This is a genomic window from Synechococcus sp. UW106 (assembly GCF_900474015.1).
Classification (GTDB): Bacteria; Cyanobacteriota; Cyanobacteriia; order PCC-6307; family Cyanobiaceae; genus Parasynechococcus.
Genome location: NZ_UCNV01000001.1, coordinates 39,442 through 58,803, shown reverse-complemented (window position 1 = coordinate 58,803; position 19,362 = coordinate 39,442). Strand labels below are relative to the sequence as shown.

Below are 19,362 nucleotides of genomic sequence, written 5' to 3'. Positions count from 1 at the left end.
GGTGTCTGACGACGGCGAACGCGGCCGTTTCGTTCTCGACTTGCCTGATCCCGATGCTGCATTGGCTTTGGCCGGTGAAGCAGAAACAACCCTGCATCGCCTCGAAGCTCTGACAGGAGCCTCCATGGTGTTGCGGGGTCTTCAGTTGGTCATCACTGGGCGGCCGACGCAGATTGAACGGGCTGCTGCGGTTGTGGAACTGGTGCGCCCGATCTGGCAGGAGGGGCAGTCGGTCTCTCCGGTGGATCTTCAATCGGCTCTTGGAGCGCTCAACACCGGCCGCGGCGATGACCATGCCGCCATGGGGGAGCAGGTGTTGGCAAAGAGCCAAAAGGGCAATCTGCTGCGCCCGCGCACCCTGCGACAGAAGAAATATGTGGATGCCATGGAGCGCCACGACCTCACCTTTGCGCTCGGGCCTGCGGGCACAGGAAAAACCTTCTTGGCCACCGTTCTTGCTGTTCGGATGCTCACCGAACGCAAGGTGGAGCGTTTGATTCTCACCAGGCCAGCTGTCGAGGCTGGGGAGCGCCTGGGCTTCCTGCCGGGCGACCTTCAGCAGAAGGTGGATCCCTATCTGCGCCCGCTCTATGACGCCTTGCATTCCCTTCTTGGAGCGGAGAAAACAAGCGTGCTGTTGGAGAAGGGGGTGATTGAGGTCGCTCCGCTGGCCTACATGCGGGGCCGCACCCTCAGCGATGCCTTTGTGATCCTTGATGAAGCTCAGAACACCACGCCTGCCCAGATGCGCATGGTGCTCACCCGTCTGGGAGAGCGTTCTCGGATGGTGGTGACGGGCGACATCACACAAGTGGACCTTCCAGCCACCGTGCAGAGCGGTTTGGTGGAGGCCTCCGACGTTTTGGATGGTGTGGAAGGCGTGTCTGTCTGTCGTCTCACCTCGGCCGATGTGGTGCGCCACCCCCTTGTCCAGCGGGTGGTCGAGGCCTATGCCCGACGGGACGAACGCAAAACAGCCAAGCCTCAGCGTCGATAGGGACATCCACACTCCACCCCCTTGCCATCGCTGGCAGGATGTGTGGACTCTTTGGTGACCTGGTCGACATGCCAGCAAGCAGCAATTTCCAGGAGGCGATCCGCCAGGCGCAATCCAGCGCCCTTGTCGGGCCCAACGTTGTCAATAAAGCGCTGCCCTACGTCGGTGGCGGCATGGTGCTCACCTCTATCGGGGTGATTGGTGGTCTTTCGATGATGGCCACCCCGCTGTTCATGCCCCTGTTCTGGGTGGCAGTGATCGGCAACCTGGTTCTGTTCTTCGTCGCGCAGAACGTCGCGATGAAGGGGAACAACGCGACAGCCTTGCCGCTGTTGTCGATCTACAGCCTGATCACCGGATTCACCCTGAGCGGTCTCGTGGCCTTCGCTGGAGCCGTCGCCGGTATCGGTGCGGTTGGCACCGCTGCCCTGGCCACCGGCATCACCTTTGTGATTGCGTCGATCGTTGGTCGTCGCATGAGCGATTCCGTTGGTCAGGCCCTCTCCGGCGTGGTTGGCCTCGGCTTGATCGGCCTGATTCTGGCGATGGTCGTCCAGTTCATTGGCGGGATCTTTGCCCCCACCATCTTCCATGGCACCAGCTTTGAGTTGATGATCGCCGGCTTCGGCACCGTGCTGTTCGTTGGCGCTGCTTTCGTCGACTTCTACACGATGCCCCGCTCCTACCGGGATGACCAATACCTGGCAGGTGCCCTGAGCATGTACCTCACCTACATCAACCTGTTCATCTTCATCCTGCGCCTGATCATCGTGCTCAACGGCGGTGGTCGTCGCGATTGACGCTCGCCCTGAATGAATCCCTTGCCCCGGCCAGTTCGGGGCTTTTTTGTGTCCGACGATCCGGTGTCGATTCCTTGCGGAGCAGCTGACAGCAAGTCATCAGATCGCTGCATTGGAGATAGCCCTGCGGTTGACTTTGGATCCTTCGGCCTCTGCTCCCGAGCTGAAGCGGCAAAGGCGGCGCTTGCGCTTCATCCTTCAGATCGCTATTTCAGCGGCCCTTGGCGGTTTTCTGTTCGGCTATGACACCGCGGTGATCAATGGAGCTGTTGGTGCCATTGGCGAGGTGTTTCAGGTTTCGTCGGGCGACTTGGGTCGTGCGGTGGCATCGGCATTGATCGGTTCGGCTATCGGTGCCTTTGTCGCGGGCTGGTTGTCCGACAGGATCGGTCGCCGTCACAGCATGGTGGTGGCCGCCGCTTTGTTCCTGGTCAGTGCCATCGGCTCCGCCTTGGCGCAGACTCTGACCGGCCTGATCGTCTGGCGGGTGATCGGTGGCCTTGGGGTCGGTTTCGCCAGCGTGTTGGCACCGGCTTACATCGCCGAGGTGTCACCTGCTGAGCAGCGTGGTCGTCTGGGATCACTGCAGCAGCTGGCGATCGTGGTGGGAATTTTTCTGGCCCTGCTGTTCGACTACGCGATCGTGCTGTTCACGCCGGATCGCAATCCGGTGTCAGCCGTTGGTCCTTTGGCCGCATGGCGCTGGATGCTGTTGTCGGAGGTGTTGCCCGCAACGCTATATGGGGTGCTGGTGCTGGGGATTCCGGAAAGTCCGCGCTACCTCGTGCAGAAAGGCTTGCCTGAGCGGGCCCGTTTGGTGATTGAACGAACGTTGCACGAGCCGGCTCAACAGGTGATCGCCAGGATCCAGCACAGTTTGGAGAACACCGATCACGGACGTTGGACGGATCTGCTCGACGCGAGGAATCTGCTGTTACCGGTGGTCTGGACCGGCGTGATGCTGGCGATCTTTCAACAGTTTGTTGGCATCAACGTCATCTTTTACTACTCCAGTGTTCTCTGGCAGGCGGTGGGCTTCAGCACCACCGACAGTCTGATTGTCACCGTGATTACGTCGGTCACCAATGTGGTGACCACCTTCGTGGCGATTCTGTTTATTGATCGCATCGGCCGTAAACCTCTGCTGCTGATCGGTTCCGTGGTGATGGCCCTCAGCCTGGGCTCGATGAGCTGGGTCTTTGCTGGGGCTGCTGTGGTGAACGGCGCTCCTCAGCTTGCGGGCATGGCAGCTGGTGTGGCGTTATTGGCCGCAAACCTATTCGTCTTCGCTTTCGGCTTCTCCTGGGGACCCGTGATGTGGGTGATGCTCGGCGAGATCTTCAATAACCGCATTCGTGCCGTCGCGCTCGGTCTCTGCGCGATGGTCAACTGGATCGCGAACTGGTTCATCGCCCGAACCTTCCCGCCGTTGTTGGAGGCGTCTGGGCCTGCCCTTGCCTATGGGTTTTACGCCACGGCTGCTGCAATCTCCTTTTTTCTGGTGCTGTTCTTCGTTCGGGAAACCAGTGGCAAGGAATTGGAAGACATGGCCTGAGCTCTCCGCTCAGCCCTCTGCCACGGCATAAACGCTGTCTCCGATGGCTTGCTTCTGCTCGGCGTCATATCCCCACTTCTTGAGGAAGGGGACATCCTCGCCGCGGTTGTCGAGGGCTGCGGCCAGCAGTTGCTCCAGGCGCTCTTTCACGTCTGCCGGCTCCAGCAACCTGAGCAGTTCGATGCAGCGGCTGGTGACCCGCTCCGAACCGGCCTGCTGAGCTGCATCCCCCGATCGTCGGTGCTGAACGGCCATGGCGGTGCTCATGGCCAGATTGCGGACGCTCAGATCAACCACTCCATCCCCAGCGCTGCGCAGTTGCCCGACAACGGCGTCGGGCAACCGATCCATGAGCACACTGTCTCCTGCAAGGCTCACTACAAAAAATCCCCGGGCGCCATCTCGGCTGGCCACCATTTCACCGATGCGGTCGGCCAGCACTTCATCACTGATCTCCTCGTTGTCCCATTGCTGCAGCCAAGCGGCAGTGATCTCCATCGCCTGCTGGAAGGTGGGCTGCTGATCCGCCATGGCCCTCTCGAAATCCTCCCATCAGGCTATTGAACGATTCAACGGCGGCGCAGACTTGGGGCATGCACCCAACTCCGCTGCCAGAGGATTACCGCTCTGGCTTCATCGCACTGATTGGTCGCCCGAATGTGGGCAAATCCACCCTGTTGAATCAGCTGGTGGGGGAAAAAGTGGCAATCACCTCCCCTGTGGCTCAGACCACGCGAAACCGCCTGAGGGCGATCCTCACCACTGAGATGGCTCAGATGGTGCTGGTGGACACCCCTGGCATCCACAAACCCCACCATCTGCTTGGGGAACGATTGGTGAAGAGTGCTCGTAGTGCCATCGGTGAGGTGGACCTGGTGGTATTGCTTTTGGAGGGGTGTGAGCGCCCGGGGCGGGGTGATGCCTTCATCGTGAATCTGCTGCAGCAGCAGTCCTTGCCGGTGTTGGTGGCCCTCAACAAGTGGGACAAGTTGGCGGAGGGGCATCAGTCCGAGGCGGATGAGGCTTACAACGCCCTTCTGCAGGAGACCAACTGGCCGGTGCATCGCTGCAGCGCTCTGTCAGGAGATGGTTGCGCCGAGCTCACAGCAGCGATGGCAGCTCAGTTGCCCTTGGGGCCACAGCTCTATCCGCCTGAGATGGTTTGCGATCAACCGGAGCGGGTGCTGCTGGGGGAACTCATTCGCGAGCAGGTGCTTCTCCATACGCGAGAAGAGGTGCCCCACAGCGTCGCCGTCACGATTGATCGAATTGAGGAGATGCCGGCCAAGGGCAAAGGAACGGGGCGGACCGCAGTACTGGCCACCGTTCTGGTGGAACGCAAGAGTCAGAAGGGAATCCTGATCGGCAAAGGCGGGGCGATGCTTAAAACGATCGGACAGGGGGCGCGTCTGCAGATGCAGGTGCTCATCGATGGCCCGGTGTATCTGGAGCTGTTCGTCAAGGTGGTGCCGGATTGGCGAAGCAAACCTGCCCGCTTGGCTGAACTTGGGTACACAGGGGACCACTGAACGCTTCCTTAGAGCTGGCCGATGAATCCGGGGATCAGGAATGCATTGACCAGATCCAGGAAAAAGGCAGACACCAGCGGAACGATCAGAAAGGCCCGCGTCGAGGCTCCGTATTGCTGCGTCACAGCCGTCATGTTGGCCATGGCCGTTGGTGTGGAACCGAGGGCGATCCCGCCAAAGCCCGCGCAGATCACAGCTGCGTCATAGGTCCGTCCCATGAGCCGGAACACGAGCAGCAGGTTCACGGCCAGAGCGACGATGAACTGGGTCAGCAGGATCACCAGCAAGGGCAGGGCAAGACCGACCAAGGTCCACAGCTGCAAGCTCATCAGGGACATGGCCAGGAAGATTCCCAGGGACAGTTCACCGATCAGATCGAGGGATGGAGATTGACGGGGCCAATGGAAAACAGCTCGCTCAGATCGCTCTGCTGGGAGCAGATTCGAATACAAGATGCCCACTAGCAAACAGGGCACGAACAGCGGCAGTTTCAGGCCGAGGGCGGCAATGCCACCGTTCAGCAACGTGCCGGTGATGATGCAGATGTTGATGGCCAACAGGGCTGCCAGGAAGGAGGTCATGTCGATTTGCCTTCTTCCAGGCAACGGATCTTGTTCGTCGTTGGCTTGGCCTCTTTGGTTCTTATCTTCAACCGTTGAGCTCGGACAGGGAATCTGGAAACGACGAATCAGGAATTGGGCGATGGGTCCGCCGCTGGCACTGGCCAGCACCAACCCAAAGGTGGCCGCTGCAATACCGATTTCCATGGCACTTTCAATCTGGAACGTGTCCACAAAGCTCGGAGCCCAGGCAATTGTTGTGCCGTGTCCACCAATCAGTGACACCGTTCCCACGAGCAGTCCCGTGGCGGGATGCAGCCCCATCAAACCCGCCATCGTGACTCCGATGACGTTCTGCAGCGTCATGTAGCCGATCGTTATGCCCAGAAGAATGAACAGTGCCGGTCCGCCTCGGAGAAGGTCGCTGAAACGGGCATTCATCCCCACCGTGGTGAAGAAATAAACCAGAAGAAAGTCCCGCGAATCAAGGTTGAAACTGAGTTCGGGCCCACCCACCACATGCAGCAGGGTCAGGAGGACGGCCACAAGTAGGCCCCCCGATACGGGCTCTGGAATCGAATAGTTCTGTAATGCCTTGAATTCGCGGTTCAGGCGTTTCCCCACGAACAACACGAGAAAGCCGGTGGTGGTTGAAACCAGTGGCGAGAGTTCAATCACAGCAAAGGAATTGACCTTTCAACTTCAATGTATGAACGAAAGCATGAGCGCGTAATGTCGCGCTCATGCTTTCGTTGCTGACCCGCACCAAGACCTTTCGAGATCCGTGGGTGGGTCACCCTGGCCTGAACCGGCGTTGGAAGCTGCATCGACACCGCGTTCAGCTGGCGGAGACGCTTTGCCTCTGGAGACGTCTGCTTCGACCAGCTCAGCTGGCCAGCCTGGAGCGAGATGGCTTTGTGGTGCTGGAGAACTTTCTGCCGCAACACGACTTTGATGCCTTGCGTGACGAGGTGGAGGCTGTAGTCAGTTGCGCGTCACGCTCCCATCCAGCACCAGACAACACCCGACCTGGCTTTCGCCCGAAACAACCCTTTCCTGGAGGTTTTGACCGTTTTGATGGTGGAACCCTCAACCGTTTTCTCCACATCGATCCCGAGCAGATGCCTCGGGCCGCTGCCTTTTCCCATGACCAGCGGCTCCATGAGGGATCGCGTCAGATCATTGGGCTGCCAATGAATCCGCGCAAGCTCGACATCTACCTGACGGTGCATGGCGAGGAGACCCGGACGCATGATTTGCAGAAGGATCTGCATCGCGACACGTTCTTTCGTGCTCTCAAGTTCTGGTTTTTTCTGCGCCCGGTTCAACGCCAGGACGGACCCTTCGAATACGTGCCGGGTAGCCATCGCCTCGATGCGCCTCGCCTGCGTTGGGAGCAGGCCACGGCCACCGCTGCCGCTGAACAACGGCGGCAGCCGGATGTCTCTGGATCGTTCCGCATTCGTGAAGAATCCCTGGCAGAGCTGGGGCTGCCCAAGCCCGTTGCCTTGACTTGCCCAGCGAACACCCTGGTGCTGGCGGATGTCTTCGGCTTTCACCGTCGTGGTGCCGCCGCCCAGGGACAGCAGCGGCTTGCGCTTTATGGCTGGAACCGCCCTTATCCCTTTCTCCCCATCAGCTGGTGACCCGGCTGAGAAGATGGTCTGATGAGCGAACAAGCCTTTCCCCCGGAAGACCCTGCCTCTTTTCTGAATCTCTGCGACGGTGAGTGGATGAGCCTTCGCAGCTGTTTTGAGCTGGCTGCCGGAGGTGATGACGACTGGCATAGCAGCGAGCGGGGTGAACTCACTGTCCGCTGCGTGGAAGAGCAGGGGGCTCTCGGTCAACTGCAGGTGCAGGCCCCTGGAGGGACCTGCAGCACCCTCACCTTTGCCGCTGATGGACAGCTGATCCTGGATGGTGATGCCCCTGGTAGCTGGAGGTTCTGGCCCGACGGCAGCATGGAGTTGAACCTCAGCCGGGCCGACGGGGTGTTTGTTCAGGAGAGGATCTGGTTCACGCGGGTCAACCTGCGCCTGCGCAGCACCACAGCTGTTGATGCGCAAGGAACACCGGTTCAGGGCAGTTTCTGTACGGACATCCGAAGGGTGTCCAAACCCGCGGCCTGAGGCGGCATGGCGCCCTATCGCCTTGATGTGGTGAGTCTGGCGCCGCAGGCGTTTGCCCCTCTGCTGGAGCTGGGGGTGATCGGGCGTGCCTTCAAGGCAGGAATTGCCGAGTTGCACCTGCACAATCCCCGGGACTTCGCCACAGATCGCCATCGCAAGGTGGATGACGAGCCCTATGGCGGCGGTGCCGGCATGGTGCTCAAGCCGGAACCGGTGTTTGCCGCGATGGAGGCGATCCCCCGTAGCTCCCGCAGTCGGGTGCTGTTGATGTCACCACAGGGGCGTCCCCTGCAGCAGCAGGATTTGCAACGCTGGTCCACCGACCACGATCAACTGGTCTTCCTCTGCGGTCACTACGAGGGGTTCGACGAGCGCATTCGCGGCTTGGCGGATGAGGAGGTGTCGATGGGGGACTTCGTCCTCACCGGCGGTGAGCTGCCGGCGATGACGGTGATCAACGGTGTTGTTCGCTTACTTCCCGGCACGGTGGGGACGGCTGATTCGCTTGTGGAGGAAAGCCACAGTGCACTCCTCCTCGAACACCCGCATTACACCCGCCCCGCTGACTTTCGCGGCATGACGGTTCCCGACGTGCTGCGCAGTGGTGATCACGGTGCCATTGCCCGATGGCGTCAGGAGCAGCGGGAGCAGCGGACCCGCGAACGGCGGCCCGACCTGTTCGCCCGCTGGCAGGCCGCAACAATGGATGTCCTTTTCGACCCCATAGACCCCGGCATGGAGCTGCGCATCGGCAACGGATACGACATCCATCGGCTGGTGCCCGGACGGGCCCTCATCCTCGGGGGCGTGAGCCTGGAGCATCCCGACGGTCTTGGTCTTGATGGTCACAGTGATGCCGATGTGCTGGTGCATGCCGTGATGGATGCGTTGCTCGGGGCCCTAGCCCTTGGCGATATCGGCAAGTACTTCCCACCGACCGATCCCCAATGGAAAGGAGCCGACAGCTTGAAGCTGCTGGATCAAGTGGTGAAGCTGGTCAAAGAGCGTGGCTGGTCGGTGGTGAATATCGATGCAGTTGTGATTGCTGAGCGCCCGAAGCTCAAACCGCATATCGCGGCGATGAGCAGCACGATGGCGTCAACCATCGGAATTGCCGCTGACGCTGTGGGTGTGAAGGCCACCACGAACGAAGGCTTGGGTCCAGAGGGACGGGAAGAGGGCATCAGTTGCCAGGCTGTGGCACTCCTGCAGAGGAGCTGAATCGTGCATCGACTCAGGCTTGTTTTGCTTAGGGTCATCGGACCTTGTTTGGCGCTGGTTCTGTTGTTGGGAGGGCTTTCGGAGGCACGGGATCAGGCATGGGCCGACCCTCAAGTTGGTGACAAGGTGGCCGTGATTGAGCACCTGCGGCTGAAGGTGCCCCAGGAGAGTCGTGAGGATTGGATGGTTGCGGAACGCGGCAGCTGGGAGCCTTGGCTGAAGCACCAGTCTGGATTTTTGGGTCGTGATCTGTTCTGGGATCCGGCAACCGAGGAGGGGACGCTGCTGATTCGTTGGAGCAGTCGTGAGGCTTGGAAATCCATTCCTCCTGAGGAGGTGGAGCGGGTTCAGGCGCGCTTCGAGATGCTGGCCTGTGAGCAAACGGGACAGAACCAGGGCAACCCCTTTCCCCTTGTGTTTGAGGGAGAACTGTTGCCGCAGTGAACACCCCTGACGCTCGTCTTGATCTGCGGCGCCGCCAGCGGTTGGGCATGGTTGAGGCCGTCTGGGGGGAACACAAAACGGCCGATCAGATCATCGCCATCCTCGAGACCTTTGCCACAGCAGGAGAGTTGGGGCTCGTGACCCGGGTGGATCCCATCAAAGCGGCACGGGTGTTCGAGATGTTGCCGGAGGTTGAGCTGCACCCTGATGCCCGCTGCCTGACCTTGGGTTCTCTGCCTCCTGTACCACCGCCTCCTGCTGAGGTGGTGGTGCTGAGTGGAGGCAGCAGTGATCGCACTGTGGTGGCTGAAGCCGCTCTTGCCCTGCGTTGCCATGGCATTGGCGTTGACCCTGTGATGGATGTTGGCGTTGCCGGATTGCATCGCCTTCTCGATCAACTTCCCCGTTTGGCAACGGCTCGGATCCTGATCGCCTGCGCGGGGATGGAGGGTGCTCTCCCGACGGTACTGGCCGGTCTTGTCTCCCAGCCGGTGATTGGCGTCCCGGTCTCCGTCGGTTATGGGATCAGCTCAGGGGGGAGGACCGCTTTGGAAGGGATGCTCGCCAGCTGTGCCCCCGGTTTGACGGTGGTGAATATCGACAATGGCTACGGTGCCGCGATGGCTGCATTGCGGATCCTCAGAGGATTCGAGCCCGCTGAATTGGGCTGATTATTTAGGCGGCAGCAGCAGGTGGATCAATCTGGCCCAGTCGCTGGAGCTCGGCAGAGTTGCGGTCGCACTCCACGCGCAGCAGTGCATTTACAAGAGCATCCAGATCAGCCCGAGCCAGCTCGCCATCTTGTTGCCATTCCATGGAGCGGGGGTCGGGGGCCAACGCCGGAAGTCCAAATTTGGTTATCAACAAACTAAGACTGATTCCTGAGAAGGAATACTCAGAAACCCTGAAAATCGGCGAAGAAAATCTTTAGTTCTTCAGAGGTGCTGCAGATTGGGGTAGGCGGTGACGAGGTCGTTGGCGCTGAGCACATCACCGCGCCCCTCCGGTTGCCAGATCACTTCGAGGGCCATTAATTCAGTGGAGGCTGTGGAACCGAGGATGCGCAAGGTCTGGCGTAGATCTTCCCCAGTGTCAGCTCCACCGAGCTTGGCCGTTGCCGTTGACGCGACGAGAAGCGTCACGACGATGAATTCGTTGGTGGCATCTGCCTCGCCAGCGCTGCTGCTGGTGTCGCTCATCCGCTGACCAGCGACATTGCTGGTGAGCTCAGCGTCCAGTTTGCTGCGCTCGTTCATGGAGAGGCGATTAAAGGTCGATTCAGCGGAGCTGAACGGAACACTTCCACTCTCTGCATTGGCGTAGACCCAGAGGTCCGGTTGGCGTAGCAGGGCCAGGGTGGTTTCCTGAAGCAGCCTTTGGAGGCCGGCTGAACTGCTGGTGTCGGAGGAGGCAGCTAAAGAGCGCAGATCGTCCTGAAGGGATTTGGCACTGGCCAGCAGCCCCACTTGCACCTGAATCATGTTCACGTTGCGCGGTATGGCTGGAGCCGCAGCAGCACCTCCGATGGATGGGGCGCCGCCGCCACCCCGGACGGCATTGACCAGTACACCCGCTATGGCCATCAGGATCAGCAGCCCGAACAGACCACCGCCACCGAATCCAAAGATCGGAATGATGAAGGGGAAGCCCATCCCTCCGCCGCGGTAACCACCGCCGCGATACCCACCGCCATAGCTACCGCCGCTGGATCGGGGCATCGAAGGAGCGCGGAAGCTGCCCCCGCCCATGCGCCCACCGCGGGCTGCATCAGCCGGCTGTGCCTGGAACAGGCAGAGTCCCACAAGCACGAGCGGCAAAAGTAGTGATGCGAGCAGTCGTCGGGGTCGTGTCAACAGTCGGGGGGTGGCCACAGCAGCGCCCACAGCATCAATCCGGCGACTCTAGGAACCACCACCAACGATGGTGACGATCTCAAGGGTGTCGTCATCCTTCACCACGATGTTGTCCCAACGGCTGCGGGGTGCGATCACGCCGTTGTGCTCCGTGACCACCAGCTTGGGGTTGTTGGCCAGCAGGGCAACAACGGCCGCCAGGGTGGCGGGTGTCGGCGCTGGATCCAGCACGCGGGTTTCACCGTTGACCATCAGGGTGAGAGGCATGGCTCAGAACGTGGCGTGGTCCAGCTGCTGGAGCAGTTGCCGCGAGGCCTGCCCGGTGTCATCTGCATGCATGATTGCGCCGATCACCGCCGCGCGCTGGCCCCCAGCCGAGAGCAGTGCCGGCAGGTTGGCCAGCGTGATTCCACCAATGGCAAAGACGGGGCGTTGGCTGATCGCAGTGGCCTGTGCCAAGAGTTCCATGCCAACAGGGGATCGCTCGGGTTTGACGGCCGTGGAGTGGATGGGGCCGAAGCCGAGGTAGTCGATCGGCTCCTGCTGAGCTTGATGAACCTGATCGATGCTGTGGGTGCTGCGGCCCAGCAGACGCGCGGAACCCAGCAGAGAGCGTGCCACGTCGCTGGGCATGTCCTCCTGGCCCAGGTGTACCCCATCTGCATCCACCGCGAGGGCCAGGTCAACTCGGTCATTGATGATCAGCAGCGCCCCGAAGCGGTTGCAGAGCTGCCTCAGCTGCTGGGCCTCTTGCAGGCGTTCGAGATCGTTCCCCGCTTTGAAGCGGTACTGCACCATGCTCACCCCGTTCTGCAGGGCGGCCTGCACCCGATCGCTCAGGTCATCGCAGGGGGTTGTGATCAGGCAGAGGCGACAGTCCTGAAGCTTGGTGCGTCGCCTGGCCCGCAGGGTGGCGTTGAGGCAGACCACCTCCAGGTCGTAAAGGCCGTAGCGGATCACAGCGGCTTCAGCGGCCAGGGCAGGGTCGATGTTGCGTCCGTACTCCTCCAGCACCCTCAGTGCTTCCTGCACCCGGGCGCAATTGGCCGCAACCACGTGATCGGGGCTGTGGCGGTCGAGTTGGGCTGGATGCTCCAGTCCGGCGCCGGTGTCGGTGCTGGTGGAGCGGGCTTGCTTGTAGCTGTCGTGATGGAGCCGTCCCAGGCGTTGTCGCCAGTCCTTAAGTCGCACCACCAGGTCCTGCTGCTCCAGGCCGAAGCGGCACCAGTCCTCGACAACCCTCAGGCCTTCCCGGGCACGGTCGAGGTTGGCATCGATCAGGCGTGCCACCCGTGTATCCAGGGATGTCTCGCTAGGGGTCGGATTCATGGCACCCTGTGGGCAACGGTTTCTGCGTCGGTCATGGAGAACGGTGGTTCTGAAAGCACCATGCACGTTCTGGTCTGGGGAATCGTTCTTCTCTGTGGCATCGGCGTGTTCATCGTCTGGGGCCTGGTGAATGCCTATCCGACCGTGGCCTGAGAGCCTGTCTGAAGGATCTCGCGGGCTTGGGCTGCGTCGCGGCCGATCTGGCTGCTGAGCTCCTCGAGGCCACTGAATTTGGTCTGGCCGCGTAGGCGCTGCACCGGCTCGACGCCCAGGTGCCGCCCCTCCAGCTCCAGGCTCTGATCCAGCAGGTGCACCTCCACGGCAGAGGGGGATGTGGGATCGATCGTGGGTTGGGGGCCGAGGTTCATCACGGCTGGCAGGCGCTCGCCTGCCCTATCCAGTTGGGCCCAGGCGGCGTAGACACCGAGCCCTGGCAGTGCTTTGCGGCCATCCACCTGGAGATTGGCGGTGGGCCAGCCCAGTTCTCGTCCCAGGCCTCGGCCCCGCACCACCCGGCCCTGAAAGCGGTAGGCCCTGCCAAGCAAGCCTTTGGCTGCCTCTAGATCTCCCTGCTCGAGGGCCGCGCGGATTCTGCTGCTGCTCATCCGGCCCTCACGGTCTTCAACGATGGGCACGACCTTCACCTCAACGCCCCCGCGAGCGGCGAGCCGTTCCAGCATCTCGGCGTCGCCCCGCCGCTGATGGCCGAATCGGAAGTTGGTGCCCACCGCAATGCGCCTGGCCTCAAGGGTGCTCAATAGAACGGTTTTGACGAACTCTTCCGCACTCAGCTGAGCGAGCTCCCGGGTGAAGGGCACCAGCACGAGCTGCTGGATGCCAAGGGGTTCAAGCAGGGCGAGTTTTTCGCTCGGCAGATCCAGCCTCAGGCGTGCTTCGCCGAACAGCACCTCACGGGGATGGGGCCAGAAGCTCACCACTGAGGGAATGGCCTCCTCTGGGATGCCCTGGATGGCCTCATCGATCACACGACGATGGCCTGCGTGGAGGCCATCAAAACTCCCCAGAGCGAGGGCTGTTGGCCGACGGGCCTCCTCTGGAGAGCAGAGAGGAATCAAGGAGGTGCAGAAGGTGCGCTTTGGTGGCAAGTTTGAACGACCGAGCACCAGGGCATGGCCGACCTCCTCGATTTCCAGAAGTTGTCCTTCGGAGTGCGTCGGATGGGATGGATCCGTTTCTGGATTCAGGTGGTTCTCGGCATCGTTGTAGTGGGTGTTCTCCTGTTCAACAACATTGGCGGCAGCCTGGCCCGCAATTCCGAACGTGCTGTCGGGCTAGGGCCTGGCCTGTCGCTCACCTCCCTGGCCTTCCTCGTGCTGCTGTTCAGCCTCTGGCAGGGCTGGCTGATCGTTCGTGCCGGTCGGGCCATCGACAGTGCTGCCCGACCCAGTCGTGGGGAGGTGGCACGGCTGATCAAGCGGGGGCTGCTGGCGGATCTGCTGGGCCTCACCTTCGCCACGATCGGCTATCAGGCCCTCGCCGGCAGTCTGTTCGTGCAGGCTTCGATGCAGACCCCCGGTATTGCCATCGGCGGCCGCGGCATGGCCGACAACCTGGCGATTACGTCATTGGAAATGCTGTCCGTGCTCAGCAACACCCAGGTGCTGTTCGCCCATCTGATCGGTGTGTTGTTCTCCCTGTGGCTGCTGCAACGGGTTTATCGCACGCAATGAATGGATCCCTTTGGCTCCGGTTGCCTCTCCATCAGTGAATTAATGCCTTAAGGCTTTTTCGTGGTTCTGATCTGGGGAGAGAGGCATCAGGTCGAGCCTCGATGATTGGGTTTGGTTGCAAGTCAAAGCTCTTCGCGTGATGTCTTGATGCGCAAATCTCGCTGAACTGTTGAAGGCTGAATTGGCTTGCGTCCAGGACTGTTTGGATCTTCAAAGCAGTCGCTTCTCAGCGATGCTGCAAGGCTTTAAGAAACTAAAGATAACTAATTATTCTTTAATTTAATTTTTTTTCGCGTGCAGAGGAAATTGTTGTTTCACAACTAAGTTTTCAATGCGCTCCAATGGAGTTGCGCCATCAACGGTCTTTCGTGCTCGCAATTGCTTGGCAAAGGCTTTCAGTAATTCTGTTTTAAATGAACGCTTCCCTCTCACCCAAGTTCAGGTTCGGCGCTGAGTCCAAGTCAATGGACGTCGGTTTTGCGTCGTCTCAGGCCGGCAGGGGGATGAGTCCAGCCGCTCTGACGAATGCCGAATATCTGAGGCAATCGTGTGCACAGATGCGTATCGGCGTCGGCCCTAGGGACCATGTTGAGTGTCCGCATCGGGTGACGTTTGATCGTTTCTCCCCGTCTGATGGAGAGGCTCTGCGCGAGTGTGTTGATGCCGCATACCGGCAGGTTCTGGGTAATGCACATGTGATGGCCTATGAGCGTTGTGATTCGCTGGAAGCAGAATTCGCCGACGGACGTCTTTGTGCTCGAGAATTTGTTCGTCATCTCGCCAAGAGCGAGTTGTATAAATCCCGTTATTTCTTTAAGGTTTCTGCGTACAGAGGGATTGAGTTGAATTTCAAGCATTTGCTTGGCCGACCACCTCTTAATCAGCAAGAAATTATTAGTTCAGCTGCAATCCAGGCTGAGCATGGGTTTGATGGACTGATTGACTCCATTATTGATTCCGCGGAATATGCAGAAGTCTTCGGGGATCATACGATTCCTTATGTTCGATCGTTCACTTCTGCAAGTGGAATGTCGATGCAAAACTTTGTTCGCATTGCGGCTCTTGAGCAAAGCTTTGCAAGCAGTGATCGATCAAAAGGGAGCGATAGTTTGCTCCGTAGCAATCTTGCTGGTGGAGTATCCATGGCTATTCATGTGCCGCCGGCGCCAGACTATGTGCAAGTTTCCGCTGCATGGCTGGGAGGGAAGCCACCCGCAAATTATGAAAAGTTGTGGCGTGGTTTAGCTCTCGTGGGTGGTGCTCACCTCGCTGGAATGCTGGTGAATGTCGTGTCACAAATGCTTGGCATTCACGCACTCGATCGAATTCCTGCAATGTTCCTTGGTCTTTGATCTGAGCTTTCATTTCATCCTGGGTGCAAGCCACTTGATCGGTTTGCACCCAGGCGAAGTCAGAGGTTATGGCAAAACACCTGGCTAAATTCCTTGTGAAAGGCCTTTGAGTTGTGTACGCACTGCGGCTTGTCGGCTCAGTCAAGTCTTTGCCAGTGCATTGAGCCCCTGCCGTTTGTGCAGAACGCTGTTGGTTGTAATCGTCTGTCTGGCTTGATTCTTTGGGACGTTTTCTGTTGTCCTCCAGGCGCTAAACATTTTCTGACTCCCTGCCAGTAACTGTTGGGAAGTCGATCTAGCGCACCAGCTGATCGTTGAGCTTGAGATTTGGGAGGCCGCTGAGTGGTCCCCGCCAGAACAGATCAGGTTGGATCGGCGTGAGCGAGGCCGAATTAGCATGGATCTGGGCTACATCGCTGGGCCAATCCCGGGGGCCTTCTCCAGCTGATTCAAGATCCTGCACCGCTTCTCCGGCCAGCCAGTAGTAGGCGCGCCCACGGGGGTCTTCCCGGCGGCTGAATTGCTCGTCGTAACGCCGGATCGAGAGACGGGTCCAGCGCAGTCCACTCATCTCCTCCCTAGAGCAGGGGGGGATGTTGAGGTTGAGCAGAAGGTTTTCGGGCCACTGGTCCTCGATGGCCTGTTCACTCACTTCCAGGGCCAGGTCTGCGGCGGCTTGGAATTGACGCCATTGGAAGCAGGCGCTGCTAACCGCAAGCGATCGAATGCCTTCCAGGGTGCCCTCCATGGCTGCTGCAACGGTGCCGGAGCAGAACACATCTGTTCCCAGGTTGGGGCCGTGATTGATGCCGGAGAGCACCAGGTCCGGCTTCTCCTTCAGCAGTTCGAACAGGGCAAGCTTCATGCAGTCGGCAGGGGTGCCGCTACAGGCCCAGGCGGTGACTCCTGGAGCAAACAGTTCGTCGGCTCGCTCGGCGCGGATGGGGGTCTGCAGGGTGAGGCCATGGCCGGTGGCGGACCGTTCCTGATCCGGGCAGACCACCGTCACCTGATGGCCACGGGCTGCCGCAGTAGCGGCCAGGGTTCGGATGCCGTCGGCGAATACCCCATCGTCGTTGCTGATCAGGATCCGCAGCGGGGGCATGGCGGTATTTGCACTGCGGTGAACCTAAGCGGCTTGGCTGCTTACAGTCGGCAGCTGTCAGACACGTCCCTTTGAGCGCACCGGTCACCCTGCAGCAGCTCACCGATCAACTCGATGACCTCGAGCAGCAGGCTGCGGCCGAGATCGCCGAGGCGGCTGATGCCGCTGCCCTTGAGCAGCTGCGGGTCGGGCTGCTGGGCAAGAAAGGCCGCATTTCCGGTGTGCTGGGTGCCATGGGCAAGTTGCCCGGTCAGGAGCGCCCCCTGGTGGGTCAGCGCGCCAATGTGCTGAAAACGCAGGTGCAGACGCTGTTGGGTGAGCGGCTTGAAGCCGTGAAGCGGGCGGCCATGGCGGAGCGGATTGCCAAGGAAAGCCTGGATGTCACCGCTCCGGCTTCAGGGGTGCCGATGGGGCATCGCCATCCCCTAATCACCACGACAGAAGAGATCGTTGATCTGTTCCTGGGCCTCGGCTACAGCGTGGCTGAGGGGCCTGAGGTGGAGCAGGACCATTACAACTTCACCGCGTTGAACATCCCTGAGGACCATCCAGCCCGGGATATGCAGGACACCTTTTACCTCGGGGCTGATCTGCTGATGCGCACCCACACCTCGCCGGTGCAGATCCGCCATCTGGAGCAGAATCCCCCGCCGGTGCGCATCGTTGCTCCCGGGCGCGTGTATCGACGAGATGCCGTTGATGCCACCCACTCCCCGGTGTTCCATCAGGTGGAGGTGCTGGCCATTGATGAAGGGCTGGATTTCAGCCATCTGCGCGGCACGGTGATGGCCTTCCTGAAGGCCTTTTTCGGCGACCTGCCGGTGCGCTTCCGGGCCAGCTACTTCCCCTTCACTGAGCCCTCAGCTGAGGTGGATGTGCAGTGGCGCGGCCGCTGGCTGGAGGTGATGGGCTGCGGCATGGTCGATCCCGCTGTGCTGGAAGGCCTTGGGCTGGATCCTGAGCGTTACAGCGGGTTTGCTGCAGGTCTGGGGGTGGAGCGGTTCTGCATGGTGCGTCACGGCATCGATGACATCCGCCGGCTTTACACCAGCGATCTGCGTTTCCTGGAGCAGTTCTGAGGGGCAAATGCTGTTTTTCGGAGGCGCTGTCTCTGAAGCTCGAACAGAGCCAAGCTTCTCTTCGTTCCCTGCCCTCCCCAGTGAGTTCCAGAAACTTCCGTTGGCAACGCTGAACAGCGTGTTTAAAAAAGAGATTTAGGGGAGAGTCGATGGCACGTCTTGGGTGGCGACTGACCGCCTTGGCGACGCTCGCGATTGTGGCGGGTCTGGCGCTCCATTTCGGCGTCTCTGGTTGGACGTCAACGTCAGTCGCGGCAGGCATCGATGCAACGGGACGTAGCTCCCTGGTTCTCTTTTCGATGGCCTTTGTGGCTTCGAGTGTGCAACGCCTCTGGCCGTCATCCCTGAGTCAGTGGATGCTTCAAAACAGGCGCTGGATCGGGTTGAGTTTCGCGTCGTCCCACGCGATTCATCTGGCCTTGATCCTTGCGATGTCTCTGGATTTTCCGGATCCATTCCTGAGTGAGCAGCCCGCAGGGAAGTGGCTGGTTGGGGGTGTGGCTTATCTGTTGATTGCCTTGATGGCCCTGACGTCGACGAATGCGGCCCAGCGATGGATGGGCATGAAGCACTGGAAGCGATTGCACGTGATTGGCTCCTATTGGATTTGGGCAGAATTCGCCCTCACGTATGTGAGCCATGTGAAGAAAGGGCCAGCTGATTTCTATGCACCTTTTCTTGTTTTCACCCTGGTTCTCCTGCTGATCCGCTGGGTTGGCCACATCAAACCCAAAAGCCCATTAAGCCCCGTGAGTGGATAAACACTCAGGTCTCCCTGGATAAAAGCTCAGTCAAACAACCAGCGGAATCCCATCGAGACGCCGTTTTGTGTCGACGAGTAGGCGTCGCGTCCGTTGTGGGCGGAGTAGTCGATCCCGAAGTAGCGATAGGCCAGGGAAATCTGGGCGGAATTGCCCAGGGCGTAGGCCACACCCGCCTCGATGGTCCCTGACAGATCCTGTTTGCCGTTGAGCCCAAAACCACCGGCATCCATGGCCAGGAAGGCTTGCCAGTCTTCACCCAGAGCAAGGGTGGTGTTCATGCCAACGAGGGGCTGCACCCAGGTGTTGTGCCACGTCTCACTGGCTGCATCAGCAATGTCGCGTTGAAGCTGCCTTGAGGGAAGGATTCCTTCGACGGTGACGTCGTCTTTGAACGACACGTCCATATCCAATGAGGCGTCGATCAATCGCATCCCTGCGAAGCCAACGAAGCTCACCGAACCTGGCGTCATCTTTGGCTTTTGAATCTCACCAGCGCGGTAGCGCAGGGCTAGATCAAAAATGGTTTGCTCGGTGTCGGTGACCGACTTGATCGTTCCTTTGGAGTTGACCCGCCGCTCCGGCAGGAGCGGGTGGCGTTCGTTCTGAATGGGGTTCGAGCTGTTCCAGGACGAGACCGTCTCGGATGTGCTGAAGCTGAGATGGTCCAGCCCCGCCTGTAGGCCAAAGCGACCTTTCTCAACAGCCACCTTGCCGCTGAACACACCGGTGAGCATGTCCAACACATCGCTGAGATCCAGCGTTTCTTTGGTGCTGTTGTTGTCCAGAGTTGTTTTGGAGTGGGTTTCCAGGGGGAAGAAGCCGTAGGCCTCCACGTACACCCGGGTGTCGCCGTCGTTCTCTGAGGCTTCTTCTGCGGTAGACGGCAGTGCAAGCGGAGCGAGCAAACAGGCAGTGGCGAGGCCAAGCAGGCGGTTGAGACGCATCGGGTTTTGG

22 protein-coding genes are annotated in these 19,362 nt (G+C 60.1%); 13 read left to right on the top strand and 9 right to left on the bottom strand.

Translation table 11 applies throughout. From position 1 onward, the window contains the following. The first annotated feature begins 1 nt into the window (after position 1). The 3 genes from DXY30_RS00335 (at position 2) to DXY30_RS00325 (ending at position 3,352) form a co-directional block, all read left to right on the top strand. Entirely contained in the window at positions 2 to 997 is a 996-nt protein-coding gene (locus tag DXY30_RS00335; RefSeq protein ID WP_115092887.1) for a PhoH family protein, read from the top strand. A 68-nt stretch (positions 998 to 1,065) separates the two neighbouring features. Then, positions 1,066 to 1,797, top strand: coding sequence for a Bax inhibitor-1 family protein (locus DXY30_RS00330; protein WP_115092958.1), 732 nt, complete (start codon positions 1,066 to 1,068; stop codon positions 1,795 to 1,797). Between the two features lie 136 nt (positions 1,798 to 1,933). After that, positions 1,934 to 3,352, top strand: a complete 1,419-nt coding sequence (locus tag DXY30_RS00325; protein WP_371638463.1) for a sugar porter family MFS transporter — start codon at positions 1,934 to 1,936, stop codon at positions 3,350 to 3,352. A gap of 9 nt (positions 3,353 to 3,361) precedes the next feature. On the opposite strand, the gene DXY30_RS00320 is transcribed toward DXY30_RS00325, so the two are convergent. After that, positions 3,362 to 3,883, bottom strand: coding sequence for a hypothetical protein (locus DXY30_RS00320; RefSeq protein ID WP_115092885.1), 522 nt, complete (start codon positions 3,881 to 3,883; stop codon positions 3,362 to 3,364). A 62-nt stretch (positions 3,884 to 3,945) separates the two neighbouring features. Here DXY30_RS00320 and era point away from each other — a divergent pair, with 62 nt between their 5' ends. Further along, positions 3,946 to 4,881 (top strand): GTPase Era, encoded by a 936-nt coding sequence (era, locus tag DXY30_RS00315; protein ID WP_115092884.1) that lies wholly within the window; start codon positions 3,946 to 3,948, stop codon positions 4,879 to 4,881. 8 nt (positions 4,882 to 4,889) lie between these two features. Here the strand turns inward: era and gltS are convergent, their stop codons facing one another. Beyond that, positions 4,890 to 6,119: a sodium/glutamate symporter gene (gene gltS / locus DXY30_RS00310; RefSeq protein WP_115092883.1), complete on the bottom strand. Its 1,230-nt coding sequence runs from the start codon at positions 6,117 to 6,119 to the stop codon at positions 4,890 to 4,892. Positions 6,120 to 6,184: 65 nt separating this feature from the next. Here gltS and DXY30_RS00305 point away from each other — a divergent pair, with 65 nt between their 5' ends. Genes DXY30_RS00305 through larB form a run of 5 tightly spaced genes read left to right on the top strand, consistent with a single transcriptional unit; the run spans position 6,185 to position 9,906 of the window. Then, positions 6,185 to 7,087 (top strand): phytanoyl-CoA dioxygenase family protein, encoded by a 903-nt coding sequence (locus tag DXY30_RS00305; protein ID WP_115092882.1) that lies wholly within the window; start codon positions 6,185 to 6,187, stop codon positions 7,085 to 7,087. Between the two features lie 21 nt (positions 7,088 to 7,108). Beyond that, positions 7,109 to 7,570, top strand: a complete 462-nt coding sequence (locus DXY30_RS00300; RefSeq protein ID WP_115092881.1) for a phycobiliprotein lyase — start codon at positions 7,109 to 7,111, stop codon at positions 7,568 to 7,570. A gap of 6 nt (positions 7,571 to 7,576) precedes the next feature. Then, the gene (gene trmD, locus DXY30_RS00295) at positions 7,577 to 8,791 is read left to right on the top strand and encodes a tRNA (guanosine(37)-N1)-methyltransferase TrmD (protein WP_115092880.1); all 1,215 of its coding nucleotides are present in this window, start codon (positions 7,577 to 7,579) and stop codon (positions 8,789 to 8,791) included. Positions 8,792 to 8,794: 3 nt separating this feature from the next. Beyond that, positions 8,795 to 9,235 carry a TIGR03792 family protein gene (locus DXY30_RS00290; protein ID WP_115092879.1) on the top strand — a complete coding sequence of 147 codons (441 nt, stop codon included), beginning with the start codon at positions 8,795 to 8,797 and terminating at the stop codon, positions 9,233 to 9,235. Further along, entirely contained in the window at positions 9,232 to 9,906 is a 675-nt protein-coding gene (gene larB / locus DXY30_RS00285) for a nickel pincer cofactor biosynthesis protein LarB (RefSeq protein ID WP_115092878.1), read from the top strand. The genes DXY30_RS00290 and larB overlap by 4 nt, the downstream gene beginning before the upstream one ends. Positions 9,907 to 9,910: 4 nt before the next feature. Here larB and DXY30_RS13755 read toward each other — a convergent pair whose 3' ends face one another. The 5 genes from DXY30_RS13755 to DXY30_RS00260 all read right to left on the bottom strand — a co-directional run bounded on the left by DXY30_RS13755 (position 9,911) and on the right by DXY30_RS00260 (position 13,493). After that, positions 9,911 to 10,072, bottom strand: coding sequence for a hypothetical protein (locus tag DXY30_RS13755; protein ID WP_170951059.1), 162 nt, complete (start codon positions 10,070 to 10,072; stop codon positions 9,911 to 9,913). Positions 10,073 to 10,170: 98 nt separating this feature from the next. After that, on the bottom strand, positions 10,171 to 11,118 hold the full coding sequence (locus tag DXY30_RS00275; protein ID WP_115092876.1) for a DUF1517 domain-containing protein: 948 nt from the start codon (positions 11,116 to 11,118) through the stop codon (positions 10,171 to 10,173). A gap of 18 nt (positions 11,119 to 11,136) precedes the next feature. Next, positions 11,137 to 11,355 carry a sulfur carrier protein ThiS gene (gene thiS, locus DXY30_RS00270; protein ID WP_115092875.1) on the bottom strand — a complete coding sequence of 73 codons (219 nt, stop codon included), beginning with the start codon at positions 11,353 to 11,355 and terminating at the stop codon, positions 11,137 to 11,139. 3 nt (positions 11,356 to 11,358) lie between these two features. Beyond that, positions 11,359 to 12,417: a thiamine phosphate synthase gene (locus tag DXY30_RS00265; RefSeq protein WP_115092874.1), complete on the bottom strand. Its 1,059-nt coding sequence runs from the start codon at positions 12,415 to 12,417 to the stop codon at positions 11,359 to 11,361. Positions 12,418 to 12,551: 134 nt separating this feature from the next. Further along, complete coding sequence (locus tag DXY30_RS00260; protein ID WP_115092957.1) at positions 12,552 to 13,493, bottom strand: bifunctional riboflavin kinase/FAD synthetase; 942 nt, start codon at positions 13,491 to 13,493, stop codon at positions 12,552 to 12,554. 54 nt (positions 13,494 to 13,547) lie between these two features. Here DXY30_RS00260 and DXY30_RS00255 point away from each other — a divergent pair, with 54 nt between their 5' ends. Together DXY30_RS00255 and DXY30_RS00250 are read left to right on the top strand one after the other, a co-directional pair. Beyond that, the gene (locus DXY30_RS00255; RefSeq protein WP_115092873.1) at positions 13,548 to 14,108 is read left to right on the top strand and encodes a DUF3611 family protein; all 561 of its coding nucleotides are present in this window, start codon (positions 13,548 to 13,550) and stop codon (positions 14,106 to 14,108) included. 605 nt (positions 14,109 to 14,713) lie between these two features. After that, positions 14,714 to 15,460, top strand: coding sequence for a phycobilisome rod-core linker polypeptide (locus DXY30_RS00250; RefSeq protein ID WP_244281176.1), 747 nt, complete (start codon positions 14,714 to 14,716; stop codon positions 15,458 to 15,460). 295 nt (positions 15,461 to 15,755) lie between these two features. Here DXY30_RS00250 and surE read toward each other — a convergent pair whose 3' ends face one another. Beyond that, positions 15,756 to 16,565, bottom strand: a complete 810-nt coding sequence (surE, locus tag DXY30_RS00245; RefSeq protein ID WP_115092871.1) for a 5'/3'-nucleotidase SurE — start codon at positions 16,563 to 16,565, stop codon at positions 15,756 to 15,758. Positions 16,566 to 16,636: 71 nt separating this feature from the next. Between surE and pheS the strand changes: the two genes are divergently transcribed. Then, positions 16,637 to 17,644 (top strand): phenylalanine--tRNA ligase subunit alpha, encoded by a 1,008-nt coding sequence (gene pheS, locus DXY30_RS00240; protein ID WP_115092870.1) that lies wholly within the window; start codon positions 16,637 to 16,639, stop codon positions 17,642 to 17,644. 149 nt (positions 17,645 to 17,793) lie between these two features. Beyond that, positions 17,794 to 18,405, top strand: a complete 612-nt coding sequence (locus tag DXY30_RS00235) for a ferric reductase-like transmembrane domain-containing protein (RefSeq protein WP_115092869.1) — start codon at positions 17,794 to 17,796, stop codon at positions 18,403 to 18,405. A gap of 26 nt (positions 18,406 to 18,431) precedes the next feature. On the opposite strand, the gene DXY30_RS00230 is transcribed toward DXY30_RS00235, so the two are convergent. Then, complete coding sequence (locus tag DXY30_RS00230; protein ID WP_115092868.1) at positions 18,432 to 19,352, bottom strand: hypothetical protein; 921 nt, start codon at positions 19,350 to 19,352, stop codon at positions 18,432 to 18,434. Positions 19,353 to 19,362 lie beyond the last annotated feature (10 nt).

Coding starts and splice junctions, on each gene's coding strand:
- DXY30_RS00330 (WP_115092958.1), top strand. CDS start 1,066: ATGCCAGCAAGCAGCAATTTCCAGGAGGCGATCCGCCAGGCGCAATCC.
- DXY30_RS00320 (WP_115092885.1), bottom strand. CDS start 3,883: ATGGCGGATCAGCAGCCCACCTTCCAGCAGGCGATGGAGATCACTGCC.
- era (WP_115092884.1), top strand. CDS start 3,946: ATGCACCCAACTCCGCTGCCAGAGGATTACCGCTCTGGCTTCATCGCA.
- DXY30_RS00305 (WP_115092882.1), top strand. CDS start 6,185: ATGCTTTCGTTGCTGACCCGCACCAAGACCTTTCGAGATCCGTGGGTG.
- DXY30_RS00300 (WP_115092881.1), top strand. CDS start 7,109: ATGAGCGAACAAGCCTTTCCCCCGGAAGACCCTGCCTCTTTTCTGAAT.
- trmD (WP_115092880.1), top strand. CDS start 7,577: ATGGCGCCCTATCGCCTTGATGTGGTGAGTCTGGCGCCGCAGGCGTTT.
- thiS (WP_115092875.1), bottom strand. CDS start 11,355: ATGCCTCTCACCCTGATGGTCAACGGTGAAACCCGCGTGCTGGATCCA.
- DXY30_RS00265 (WP_115092874.1), bottom strand. CDS start 12,417: ATGAATCCGACCCCTAGCGAGACATCCCTGGATACACGGGTGGCACGC.
- DXY30_RS00255 (WP_115092873.1), top strand. CDS start 13,548: ATGGCCGACCTCCTCGATTTCCAGAAGTTGTCCTTCGGAGTGCGTCGG.
- surE (WP_115092871.1), bottom strand. CDS start 16,565: ATGCCCCCGCTGCGGATCCTGATCAGCAACGACGATGGGGTATTCGCC.
- DXY30_RS00235 (WP_115092869.1), top strand. CDS start 17,794: ATGGCACGTCTTGGGTGGCGACTGACCGCCTTGGCGACGCTCGCGATT.
- DXY30_RS00230 (WP_115092868.1), bottom strand. CDS start 19,352: ATGCGTCTCAACCGCCTGCTTGGCCTCGCCACTGCCTGTTTGCTCGCT.